Source organism: Quadrisphaera setariae (assembly GCF_008041935.1).
Lineage (GTDB): Bacteria > Actinomycetota > Actinomycetes > Actinomycetales > Quadrisphaeraceae > Quadrisphaera > Quadrisphaera setariae.
The window spans coordinates 231,954-243,326 of sequence record NZ_VKAC01000006.1 but is presented as its reverse complement, the minus strand read 5'-3'; the positions used below and the strand labels follow the sequence as shown (position 1 = coordinate 243,326).

The window sequence follows — 11,373 nt, the reverse complement described above, 5'->3', positions numbered from 1 at the left end:
GTGCGCGAAGAGAGGCGCGGGCAGGGGCGGGGCGAGCTGGGGACGACGACGAGCGGGGTGGCCGTCAGCCGGGTTCGGAGACGAGGTCGCGGCGGTCCGCGCCGGCGGCCTCCCGGGCGGGCTGGCGCACCACGAGCGCGGCCCAGGCGAGCGCGGTGAGACCGGCACCCGCCACCACGTCGAGCAGCCAGTGGTTCCCGGTGGCCACCACCACCACCGCGGTCACCACGGGGTAGAGCAGCACCGCGCACCGCAGCCACCGCCGCCGCCGCACCACGAGGGACAGCACCAGGGCGCTCCACAGGGCCCACCCCACGTGCATCGACGGCATCGCCGCCAGCTGGTCCACGCCGCTGGTGCCGATGGGCGGCGCTGCCGACCACCACCCCGACCCCGCCGTCTCGGAGACCACGTCCGCGTACCCGGGCAGGAGCCGCGGGGGCGCGGTGGGCAGGAGGAAGTACCCGAGCAGGGCGGCGGCGGTGGTGGCGAAGAAGGCGTTGCGGACCGCGCGGTAGCGCTCCGGCAGCCGCCAGTAGGCGAGCCCGAGCACCACGGGCGTGACCGTGTAGTGCAGCGCCGAGTACCAGGCCGACGAGAGCAGCGACAGCAGCGGTGACGCCGCCGTCGCCGTGTCGAGCGCCTGCTCGGGCGCCAGTCCCACCGCCTGCTCCAGCCCCAGCAGCGTGCGGGCGTGGGAGAAGGCCGCCGCGACGTCGTCGCCGGCGAGGCGCTGGACCGACTCGTAGGCGAGCAGGAACGCCACCACGAGCAGCGCCTCGGCCCACAGCGCCGGCCTGCGCCCCCGGCGGTCCTGCCGACCGGGCTGGCCGGCGGTGGACGTCTCAGCCGCGCGTCGCAGCGATGACCTCGTCGAGGTAGGCCCGGCGCACCGCGCGGTGGTGGGCGGGGGTGGCGGAAGCGCTGAGCAGCGCACCGTGGAGCTCGGGCAGGTGCTCCGCGGCCGCCACGGCGTCCCGGTAGGCGGTGGCCCGCTCAGCCGTCCCCTCGGGCAGCTGCAGCACGAGGGCCACCCGCTCCTGGCCGGCCGCCACGGCGCGGCTCACCTGGTGACGGACCTGGCGGCGCACGTCGTCGAAGGCGCGGGCGGTCTCGTCGAGGCGGCGTGCGGCGGTGAGCCCGCCCAGCTGCGCGTCGGCGGCACCGGTTCCTGCGTCCTGCGCGAGCAGCACCAGCTGCAGCTCCCGCAGCAGGTCGTCCATGTGCTCCTTCGCGGCGAGGAGGTCGGCGGCCACCAGGGCGGGCAGCACCACCTCGGTGGTCGGTCCCGCAGGCGGCGCGGGGACCACCAGGAGGCGGCCGTCGTCGTCGTCGGAGTCCGCGTCGTCGCTCCACGCGGCGAGGAGCTCCTCGACGCTGAGGTCGGCCACGTCGGGGACGGGCTCGCCCGCCGGCTCCTCGTCGATCTCGAACCACACGCTCTTCCCGGCCCCGCGCGAGGGTCCCGCCCCCCACCGCGCCACGAGCCGCTCGACCAGCGCGAGGCCCCGGCCGCTCATCGCGGAGGCGCTGGGGGCCACCAGCACGGGCATCGTCGGCGAGGCGTCGCGCACGCTGACGCGCACACCCACCTCGAGCCGGTGGACGAGGACGTCGAAGGGGCTCCTGGCGTGCAGCACGGCGTTCGCCGCGAGCTCGGAGACCACCAGGCCGGCGTCGTCGGCGAGCGGCGCGAGCCCGCTGGAGGACAGGACCGCCACCACGAAGCGCCGGGCAGCCCGCACCGAGGCCACCTCCGGCGGGTACGTCGTGGTGGCCAGGGCGCTCCGCACCGCCGGCAGGTCTTGAGTGGACACCGCTCGCCCGTCCACAGGTCTCCGCTCTCGAGGCGGGCCGTCAGCGTGCTCGGGCGGCCGCATCAGAGGGTAGGCGACGCTCGCGGGAGGCGCGTGCTCTCAGCGCCGCATGACGGCGCGCGCCAGCCGGTTGCCGAGGAACTGGCCGATGACGACGATCGCGACGATCGCCACCAGCGCGGCGTAGACGACGCCCCAGTCGTACTGCTGCGAGCCGTACTGGATGGCGTAGTCGCCGAGACCGCCGCCGCCGACCAGGCCGGCCTGCGCCGACATGTCGACGATCCCCACGAAGATGAACGTGTAGCCCAGCACCAGCGGCCCGAGGCCCTCGCGGACGACGACCCCGAAGAGGATCGCGCTGCGCGAGGCGCCCATGGACCGCGCCGCCTCCACGACGCCCGGGTCCACGCCCACGAGGGACTGCTCGACGATGCGGGCGACCGCGAAGCCCGCGGCCAGCGCGATCGCGAAGGTCACCGCGTTCGTGCCCAGCGTCGTGCCGATGACGAGCCGCTGCAGGGGGCCCACGGCCAGCAGGAAGATGACGAACGGGATGGGCCTGATGATGTTGACCAGCAGCCCGATGACGCCGAAGACCAGGCGGTTGCTGAACAGGTTGCCCGGACGGGTGGCGTAGAGCGCCACCCCGAGCACCAGCCCGACGACCCCCGACACGACCATGGCGACGCTGACGATGAGCAGCGTCTGCCCGATCGCCCTGACGTAGACGTCGGTGCTGTCGAGGAAGCCCGCGAAGAAGTCCACCTCAGTCCTCCTCGTCGACGACGACGTCGGCGGCGCGCAGGCCGGCCAGGGCCCGCTGCACCGCGGCGTCGTCACCGGTCAGCTCGTAGGTGAGGGAGCCGGCGCGGCGCTCGCGCACCTCGCCGACCCCGCCGTAGACCAGCTCGGCGCTCACGCCGGCGTCGCGGAAGGCGCCGTCGACCACCTGCTGGAGGCGCGGGCGGTCGGTGATGCGCACGGTCACGAGGCGGCCGGGGTGGTGCTCGCGCAGCCGCGCGAGGGCCTCGGGGGAGGGCCGGTCGTGGGTGGCGGAGCGCACGAAGCGCTGCGCGGCCGGCGTCTGGGGGGCGGTGAAGACGTCGTAGACGTCCCCCACCTCCACCACGCGGCCGCCCTCCATGACGGCCACCCGGTCGGCCACGCGGCGCACGGCCTCCATCTCGTGCGTGATGAGCACGACGGTCACGCCCAGCTCGGTGTTCACCCGCCGCAGCAGGGTGAGCACCTCCTCGGTGGTCTCCGGGTCGAGGGCGCTGGTGGCCTCGTCGGCCAGGAGCAGCGGCGGGTTGGTGGCCAGCGCCCGCGCGATGCCCACGCGCTGCTTCTGCCCGCCGGAGAGCTGCTCGGGATGCGCGTGCGCGCGGTCCAGGAGCCCGACGAAGTCGAGGAGCTCGGCGGTGCGCTTCTCGCGCTCGGCCTTCCCGACCCCGGCCACCTTCAGCGGGTACGCGACGTTGCCGGCCACGGTGCGCGAGCTCAGCAGGTTGAACTGCTGGAAGATCATCCCGATGCCCGCCCGGGCGGCGCGCAGCTCCTTCTCACCGAGGCGGGTGAGGTCCTGGCCCGCCACCCGGACGCTGCCCGAGGTGGGCTGCTCGAGGGCGTTGACGAGCCGGACCAGCGTGGACTTGCCGGCACCGGAGTAGCCGATGACGGCGAGCACCTCACCGCGGGCGACGGACAGGCTGACGCCGTCGACCGCGGTGACGGTGGAGCCGCCGCGCTCGAAGCGCTTGGTGACGTCCTCGAGCTCGACGAGGACGTCACCGGTGCGCCGCGGGCCCGCGGGTGCTGGCGACGCGGGGGACGTGGCCGCCACGGTCAGCCGGCGGCCTTCGCGGCCTTCGCGTCCTGCTCGACCTTCGCGAGGTCGGCCTGCAGGTCGGCGGCCGGGCGGTCCACGACGACGGCGCTGGGGTAGTCCTTCGTGAAGACCGCCTGCACCGCCGGGTCGTGCCAGAGCTTCGCGAGGGCGAGGTAGGTCTTGTCACCGACGTCGGCCTTGCGGGCGGCGAAGATGTTGACGTAGGGCGCGGCGGCAGCCGCGGCCGGGTCGTCGGCGACGATGATCTGCTGCTCGGTGAGCCCGGCCTTGGTGGCGAAGTTGTTGTTGACCACGGCGGCCACGGCGGAGCCGCTCTGCAGGGCGCCGGCGGTCTGGTCGGCCGCGACCGGGGTGACCTTCACCTTCGAGCTGGTGATGTCGGCGGTCTTCGAGAACGCCGTCCCGCCGCCCTTCAGCTGCACCAGCCCGGCCTGCTGCAGCAGCAGGAGCGCACGGGCCTCGTTGATGGCGTCGTTGGGGATGGCGACCACGGCGTCAGCGGGCAGCGACGCGACGTCCTTGACGGTGGTCGAGTACAGCGGCAGCGGGTAGACGGCGGTCGAGCCGATGGGCTGGATCGTGTCGTTCGCGGTGGCGTCGTAGTTGGCCAGGTACTGGATGTGCTGGAACTGGTTGAGGTCGACCTCGCCCTGGCTCAGCGCCGGGTTGGGCAGGCTGTAGTCGGAGAAGTTGACGAGGTCGACCGTGACGCCCAGCTGGCTCTTGGCGAGCTCGGTGTAGGTCTTCCAGTAGGGCAGCGAGCTGTCGGCGACGCCGATCTTCACCTCGGACCGGTAGCCCTGGCTGGAGGCGGTGCTGCTGGCGGCGGTGTCGTCGCCGCCCCCGCTGCGGCTGCCCAGCACCCACGCGCCGACCCCGACCACCGCGAGGAGCACCACCGCGGCCACGGCGATCGCGGCCACCGGGGTCTTGCGCTTCGGCTTGGGGGGCAGGACGGGGCTGGCGCTGGGATCGGTGCTGGACATGGCTCTCCTGGGGGGTCGTGCGTGAGGTGGGTGCCGCGGGCGGGCGCGGCGGAGTGGCACCGTTCAGGCGCCTCGGCGCAGCGAAGGCGGCGTCATGGCGTCTCCTCGGAGGTGGTCCGCTCTTGCCGTGCGGGGTCGCACGGCCGGGTCGTCACCTGGAGCACCCCGCCGCGGAGGAGGGTTGCCGGACAGCCAGCCAGGGCTTCGCGCTGTCACTCGTGACCTGAGGAGGACGGTACGAACCGCGTCCAGCCAGCGTCAAACCCAGACCGGCCACCGTGACCGGTTCGTGATGACCACCCCGGCCCCCAGGGCGGCGCGTCAGCGGCCGAGGACCTCGCGCGTGGTGAGGCGGCCCTCGACGAGGGCGGCGGCCGTGTCGTCGACGGTCGTGCCCTCGCTCAGGCTGTAGGTGCGCAGGGCGTCGAGGGCGCGGTCGTGGTCGAGGAAGGGCGCGTTGTCGATGAGCACCGCCTCCGCCGTCCACACCGTGCTGCGCCGGGCGGTGGTGGAGGAGTCGAGCCACACGGCCCCGCCCTCCGAGGCCGGCGGGGACGCCTCGTCCAGCACCTCGCCCAGTGCGGACCCCACGCGCACGGCGTCCAGCCACCAGGCGCCGCCCGAGCGGTCCGCCTCGTAGGTGCTGAGGGCGACGACCAGGCCCGACGCGAGCGTGACGGGCAGGGCCACCACCAGCTGGTACCCGGTCTCGTGCCGGAGGGCACGCGCGTAGGCGGGCCATCGGCGCTGCGACGCAGCCGCGTCGGCCAGGTCGGCGACGACGGTCGTGCCGGTGAGGTAGGCCTCCCAGCAGGGGCCCTCCCCCGCGGTGAACTGGAGCTGTTCGGCGCGGGCCGCCAGGGGGTCGCTGACGCCCACCGGCACGGACATCCCGGGCGCGAAGAGGGCGCTGACGCTGGCGCCCTGGACCCCCAGCGCCTGCGTCACGACCACCGCGAGGCGGTCGACGAGGTCGTGCGGGGGCCGCCCCTTCGGCGCCGCCGCGCGCAGCGCGCGGGCCGCCCGAGCGGCCCTGCCGCGGGGCCGGGGGTCGTGCAGACCGTCCCCTCCACCCCGCTCACCCGGCCCGGTGGTCACCACGCCGGTGCCTCCCACCGGCCGACGCGGCGCGCGAGACGGGCCCTGAGGGCACGCGCCGCGTAGGGTGGCCACCCTGCCCGCACCTCCGCCGACGCGCCGGACAGGACGTCCCCATGCCCGCTCACCCGAGGCAGGAGGTCACCGCCTCCGCCCACCACTGGCTCCAGCTGCTCGACGCCGTGGCGGACGGCGAGGTGCGCGTGGTCTTCTGCACCAGCAGCGGCTCCCGGGCCGTGCTGCTGTCCGAGGAGGAGCTGCAGCGGCTCGAGGACGACGCCCAGAGGTCCCGCGAGGTGCAGGTGGTGCTGACCCCTCGCGAACGCGACGTGCTGCTCCTGGTGGAGCGGGGGTCGTCGACGGCGGGCATCGCCGAGGCGCTCGGCGTGGCGCCGGGGACCGTGGTGCAGCACCTGGCGGCAGCGCGCCGCAAGTACGGCGTCCGCAGCAGCGGAGAGGCCGCCTCCCGGGCCCGCGAGGCCGGCGACCTCGGCTGAGGCGCGGCTCACCGCTCCTCCAGCCGGGGCCCGAGCTCCTGGCGCCCGGACACGCCCAGCTTGGCGTAGACGTGCTGCAGGTGGTGGGCCACGGTGCGCGCGCTGATGCCGAGGCTCTGCGCGATACCGGCGTTGGACAGGCCCTCGGCGGCCAGCGTCGCGACAGTGCGCTCCTGGCCGGTCAGCACCGAGGAGCCCATGGGCCGCGCCGGGCGCAGCGGCGCGGTGGCGTCGAGCTCCCGGCGGGCCAGCTCGGCGAAGGCCGCCAGCCCGTGCCGCTCGAAGACCCGCAGCGCGGCGCCGAGCGGCTCACGCGCCGCCACAGCCTGGCGCGCTCTGCGCAGGAGCATGCCGAGCGCCAGGCGCGGGGCCGCTCCGGCCGGGCCGTCCCCGCCCCGCTCGACGGCCTCCCGGAGCAGCTGCTGCTGCGCGTGGGGGTCCTGCACGAGCACGGCGCGGCACACCAGCGCGGTCGAGACCGCCAGCGGGGCGCCGCTGCCCTCCGCCCAGGCGGTGACCTGCCGGACGGTGCGCTCGAGCACCTCGGGCGCAGCGCCGGAGCCGCTCAGGGCGTGGACGGTCGGGAGGGCGTTGAGGAGGGCGCCGGCGTCAGCGGGAGCCTCGTCGGCGGGCCACAGCGGCAGCAGCTCAGCGGCAGCGGACGCCAGGTCTCCACGCAGGCGGTGGCGGTGGGCGCGGCACCAGACCGCGCCGGCCCGCTCGGTGGTGGGCGGCAGGTCGCTGGCGTCCTCCCACGCCGCGTCCGGCACCCGGGTGCTGCCCAGGCAGGCGACGAGCTGCTCCGCCTGCAGGACCGCGGCCTCCGCCTGCGGCGCGTGGCGCAGTGCGGCGCGAGCGTCCTGCACGTGGGCGCGCACCTCGGTCAGGTCCCCGGTGTCCAGTGCGCACGCGGCCAGCGCCAGGTGCACGTCCACGGCGGCCGGACCGGTGGTGGGCCACGCGGGCAGCGAGGACCGGCACGCAGCGGCGACCTCGTCGCTGCGGCCCAGGAGCCGGCCGGCGTCGGCCGCGAGTCGGAGCACCGGGAGGCCGGCCCCGGCCAGCGCGGCGAGCGCGTCGTCGAGGGAGTGCCGCTGCTCGTCCGGCACGGCGAGGTGCCAGGGGAGCGCCAGGCGCGCCAGGGAGCGCAGCGGGCCGGCGAGCGCGGGCGTCGCCGATGCGGCGGCTTCCAGCGCGCGGCATCCGCCGGTGCGCCGCCCGGCCACCATCACGAGCGCTGCAGCGGTGGCCAGCAGCTCCTGATCGACGCCCGGTGCGCCCACCTGCCGACCGAGGTGATGCTCGAGGTGGAGGGCCGCGGCGTCGCGGTCACCGCGGGCGAGCGCCGTCAGTGCGCTCCAGCGCGAGGTCACCGCAGCCGCCGCCGCACCGGCACCGTCCGTGAGCGCGGCGGCGCGCTCCGCGAGCAGCCGGGCCCGGTCGTGACGCCCGCACGCGAGCGCGAGCTCGGCTGCACGGCTCGCAGCTGCGGCGCGGGCCGGCACCTCGCGGTGGTGCTCGGCGGCCAGGGCGAAGAGCTCGCTGCTGCGCGCGGCGTCCACCGCGCACAGCGCGCGTGCGGCGTCCTCCAGGGGTGCGGCCAGAGCGGGCGCGCCCGCCGGGTCGGCCAGCGCTCGCTGCCGCAGGGCCTCGGCCCGCAGGCGGGTCGCGGCGGGACCGCCTGCCAGCGCGGCCGCGGCGGCCTCCTCCAGGTGCTGGGACCAGGCGGTGCGCAGCTCCGTGACGAGCAGGGGGTCTGCTTCGACGGCGGCCAGGACCGCCGTCAGGGGGTCCGCCGCAGCCGGCGCGTGGACACCCGGCCCGGCGCCCTCGCCGCCGGCGACGCGGGCCACCAGCCACGCACCCGCGGGGTCGTCGAGGAGGCCCAGGGCCACCAGCGCTCGGCGGGTCCGGTGGTCGACGGCCTCCAGATCCCGGCGCGCGGCGGCCACGGCGGGCAGCACCGACCCGCGCAGCGCGGTGCGGATCCCGCCGTCCGGCGCGGAGGCGACCGCTTCCCGGTCCACCAGGTGCAGGAGGTCAGCGAGCCGGCGGGGGCGGCCGGCCGCGAGGTGCAGGACCGTGTCGCGCTGCACCGGGTCGAGCCACGGCTGCTCCCGGTCCGCCCAGGCCCGGGCGTCCCTCGCGCCGAGGGGCTCCAGGACCACCACCGCGTCAGCGCCGGTCCTGGCGGCCTCGGCGGACGCCGCCGACGGAGCACCGACGACCGGCTCGGGGTGCACGACCAGGAGGCAGGCGGCCGTCCGCGAGAGCCGCCTGCCCAGGAAGCGGAGGACGCTGGCGGAGTCCGGGTCCGCCAGGTGCGCGTCGTCGACGACGACGAGCACCGGGCGCCGGCGGGCGAGCAGCTCCAGCGCCCCCAGGGCGGCCAGGGCCACGGGCACCGCGCCCTCCTGCGGCGCACGAGCGCCCACGACGGCCTCGAGCGACTCCCGGCGAGTCAGGTCGAGGTCGTCGCCGAGCTCGGCCAGGAGGGGGCAGATCACCTGGTGGAGGAGCGCGTAGGGCATGCCCGCCTCGTCCTCGACCCCCGTGGTCGTGAGCACCAGGGGGTCCCCCAGGCCGTGCGCTGCCGCCACCACCTCGTCGAGCAGCGCGGTGAACCCGCTGCCGGGTGACCCGGTGAGCAGGATGGAGCCGCCTCGCCCGGCAGAGCCGCGGGAGAGCGCAGTGACCAGGGTCTGCTTCTGCGATTGTCTTCCTAGAAGCATTCACTGAACGTACTAGAAGATCTGTTCGGCACCGGCCCCCGATCCCGGCCGGAGAGACCGGTCGCAGAGCCCGGCCCCGGCCATCCCCGAGCACCAGCGGCCGCGCCCGCTGCTCCGTGCGCGGCGGACGTGGCAGCCTGCCCGGGTGGCCGCACCGCTCGCACCGCCCAGCCCCTCGAGCCGCGCCCTCGCCGTCGAGCCCTTCCACGCCATGGCCTTCGCCGCCCGGGCGGCCCAGCTGCGCGCCCAGGGCCACCACGTGGTCGCCCTGAGCCTGGGCGAGCCCGACGAGGGCGCGCCACCCGCCGTCCTCGCGGCCCTGCGCGAGGTGACCGACGGGCGACCGCTGCCGTACACGCCCGCACTGGGGCTGCCGGAGCTGCGCGAGGCCGTGGCCCGCCGCTACCGCGAGCGCCACGGCGTCGACCTCGACCCGCGCCGGGTGGCCATCACCTCGGGGGCCTCCGCCGCCCTGCTGCTGGTGACGGCCCTCGTGGTCGACCCCGGCGACGACGTCCTCATGGCCGACCCGTCCTACCCGTGCAACCGGCAGATCGTCAGGGCGCTCGGCGGCCGCGCCGTGGAGGTCCCCACCTCCCCCGCCACCCGCTACCAGCTGTCCACCGCAGCGGCCGCGGCCGCGTGGACCCCGGCGACGCGCGCCGTGCTCGTGGCGACCCCCTCCAACCCGACCGGCACCACGGTGCGGCGGGAGGAGCTGGAGGGGATCTGCCGGCTGACGCGCGAGCGCGGCGCCTGGTGCGTGGTGGACGAGATCTACCTCGACCTCGCCGACCCCGTGGACGGCGCCCCACCGAGCAGCGCGCTGGCCCTGGACGACGACGCCGTGGTCATCGGCAGCTTCTCCAAGCACACCGGCATGACCGGGTGGCGGCTGGGCTGGTGCGTGGTCCCCGACCGCGCGGTGGACGCGGTGGAGCGGATGGCCGCCAACTTCTTCATCTGCGCCTCCGCCCCCGCGCAGCACGCCGCGCTGGCCGCCTTCACCCCCGAGTCGCTGGCGCTGGTGGAGCAGCGCCGCCTCGACCTGCTCGGGCGCCGGCACCTCGTGCTGGAGGGGCTGGCGCGCGCCGGCCTGGAGGTGCCGGTGGTCCCCGACGGGGCTTTCTACACCTACGTGGACGTCTCGGGCACCGGCCTGGGGGCCTGGGAGCTCTGCGAGCGGCTGCTGGCGGAGGAGCACGTGGCGCTCACCCCCGGTCGGGACTTCGGCGCCACCACCGCCGACACGCACGTGCGCCTGTCGTACGCGGCGTCGCGCTCCGAGCTGTCCGAGGGGCTCGCGCGGCTGCAGCGGTTCACCGGGCGGCTGCGCTCGTCGTCGTCCTGATCCGCGGGGTGACACGGGGTCGACGGGAGGTCACCGGCAGGGGGTGCCCGCCAGCGCAGCGTCGGACAGCACCGCGGCGCCGCCCAGTCCGGTGACGTCCTGCACGCCGAGGTCGGCGTAGGCCTTCGCGGTGGCTGCCGGCAGGCAGTCGCGCCGGGTCAGCAGCAGCGGGGCGCCCAGGGCGGCGCCGGCGAGCGCGTCGGGGAAGCCCTCTCCGCTGGCCAGCAGCGGTGAGGGCACCGACTCCCAGGTGTCGCGGGCCACGGCCGCGGCGGTGCCGTACCGGTCGTCTCCGGAGAGCCTGACCACCGCGGCACCCGGCAGCAGCGCGCGCACCTGCTGCTGCACGGCCGGCGTGACCACCGCCGGCCCGCCCACCAGCGTGACGCGGCTGGGCGCGAGCGCCGCCAGCGCCGCCCTCGTGGGACCCGGCAGCGCACCGCGCTCGGTGAGCAGCAGCGGGGAGCCGAGCGCCGCCCCGGCCGACCCCGCGGCGAGGGCGTCGGGGAAGTCCTGCCCGGAGGCGAGCACGACCTCGGAGGCGCTCGAGAAGGCGGTGGTCGCCACCGACGCCGCGGTCTCGTACCTGTCTGCCCCCTGCAGGCGCACCACGCGGTCGGAGGCCAGCGGTGCCAGCTGGGCCACCACGTCGTCGCCGACCACGGAGGACCCGCCCACCACGTGCACCACCGCCGGTGACAGCCGCTCCAGCTCGGTGCGCACCACGGCGGGCAGCGGACCGGCCGGCACGGTGATCACCGGACCGCCCAGCTGCGCGGCCAGCGGGGCGGCGGCGAGCGCGTCGGGGAAGCGGGCGCCGCTGACCACCACCACGTCGCGGGCGCCCTGCGGGAAGGCCTCCCGGGAGACGGCGGTCGCCGTGGCGTAGCGGTCGGCGCCCCACCAGCGGACCGAGGGTGTCACCGTCTGCACAGCGTGCGCGGGGGGCGCGCACACCGCGGTGGCGGCGAGCGCGCCCAGGGTCAGCGTGCAGGCCACCGCGGAGGCGGCGGCCCGCCGCACCAGAGCCGCGCCCACCC

10 protein-coding genes and 1 riboswitch are annotated in these 11,373 nt (G+C 76.4%); of the genes, 2 read left to right on the top strand and 8 right to left on the bottom strand.

What is annotated here, in order from left to right:
• Positions 1-64: 64 nt before the first annotated feature.
• The 6 genes from FMM08_RS11755 to FMM08_RS11730 all read right to left on the bottom strand — a co-directional run bounded on the left by FMM08_RS11755 (position 65) and on the right by FMM08_RS11730 (position 5,771).
• A complete protein-coding gene (locus FMM08_RS11755; RefSeq protein WP_187279707.1) occupies positions 65-769 on the bottom strand; it encodes a phosphatase PAP2 family protein in 705 nt (234 codons plus the stop codon).
• Positions 770-845: 76 nt separating this feature from the next.
• Positions 846-1,817 carry an ATP-binding protein gene (locus FMM08_RS11750; protein ID WP_187279706.1) on the bottom strand — a complete coding sequence of 324 codons (972 nt, stop codon included), beginning with the start codon at positions 1,815-1,817 and terminating at the stop codon, positions 846-848.
• 99 nt (positions 1,818-1,916) lie between these two features.
• Entirely contained in the window at positions 1,917-2,585 is a 669-nt protein-coding gene (locus FMM08_RS11745; protein ID WP_255472303.1) for a methionine ABC transporter permease, read from the bottom strand.
• A gap of 1 nt (position 2,586) precedes the next feature.
• A complete protein-coding gene (locus FMM08_RS11740; protein WP_147926530.1) occupies positions 2,587-3,663 on the bottom strand; it encodes a methionine ABC transporter ATP-binding protein in 1,077 nt (358 codons plus the stop codon).
• A 2-nt stretch (positions 3,664-3,665) separates the two neighbouring features.
• Complete coding sequence (locus FMM08_RS11735) at positions 3,666-4,655, bottom strand: MetQ/NlpA family ABC transporter substrate-binding protein (protein WP_147926529.1); 990 nt, start codon at positions 4,653-4,655, stop codon at positions 3,666-3,668.
• Positions 4,656-4,768: 113 nt separating this feature from the next.
• A riboswitch (SAM riboswitch) is annotated at positions 4,769-4,879 on the bottom strand.
• Between the two features lie 97 nt (positions 4,880-4,976).
• On the bottom strand, positions 4,977-5,771 hold the full coding sequence (locus FMM08_RS11730) for a hypothetical protein (protein ID WP_147926528.1): 795 nt from the start codon (positions 5,769-5,771) through the stop codon (positions 4,977-4,979).
• Positions 5,772-5,869: 98 nt separating this feature from the next.
• On the opposite strand from FMM08_RS11730, the gene FMM08_RS11725 reads away from it, so the two are divergent.
• A complete protein-coding gene (locus tag FMM08_RS11725; RefSeq protein ID WP_147926527.1) occupies positions 5,870-6,250 on the top strand; it encodes a response regulator transcription factor in 381 nt (126 codons plus the stop codon).
• Positions 6,251-6,258: 8 nt separating this feature from the next.
• On the opposite strand, the gene FMM08_RS11720 is transcribed toward FMM08_RS11725, so the two are convergent.
• The gene (locus FMM08_RS11720) at positions 6,259-8,982 is read right to left on the bottom strand and encodes a helix-turn-helix transcriptional regulator (RefSeq protein ID WP_147926526.1); all 2,724 of its coding nucleotides are present in this window, start codon (positions 8,980-8,982) and stop codon (positions 6,259-6,261) included.
• A 211-nt stretch (positions 8,983-9,193) separates the two neighbouring features.
• Between FMM08_RS11720 and FMM08_RS11715 the strand changes: the two genes are divergently transcribed.
• Complete coding sequence (locus tag FMM08_RS11715; protein WP_147926672.1) at positions 9,194-10,333, top strand: aminotransferase class I/II-fold pyridoxal phosphate-dependent enzyme; 1,140 nt, start codon at positions 9,194-9,196, stop codon at positions 10,331-10,333.
• Between the two features lie 30 nt (positions 10,334-10,363).
• Here the strand turns inward: FMM08_RS11715 and FMM08_RS11710 are convergent, their stop codons facing one another.
• Positions 10,364-11,371, bottom strand: a complete 1,008-nt coding sequence (locus tag FMM08_RS11710) for a cell wall-binding repeat-containing protein (RefSeq protein ID WP_187279705.1) — start codon at positions 11,369-11,371, stop codon at positions 10,364-10,366.
• Positions 11,372-11,373: the final 2 nt, after the last annotated feature.

Bases quoted from the DNA above. Each gene is read 5' to 3' on its own strand.
- FMM08_RS11735 (WP_147926529.1), bottom strand. From the start codon at position 4,655: ATGTCCAGCACCGATCCCAGCGCCAGCCCCGTCCTGCCCCCCAAGCCG.
- FMM08_RS11725 (WP_147926527.1), top strand. From the start codon at position 5,870: ATGCCCGCTCACCCGAGGCAGGAGGTCACCGCCTCCGCCCACCACTGG.
- FMM08_RS11720 (WP_147926526.1), bottom strand. From the start codon at position 8,982: ATGCTTCTAGGAAGACAATCGCAGAAGCAGACCCTGGTCACTGCGCTC.
- FMM08_RS11715 (WP_147926672.1), top strand. From the start codon at position 9,194: ATGGCCTTCGCCGCCCGGGCGGCCCAGCTGCGCGCCCAGGGCCACCAC.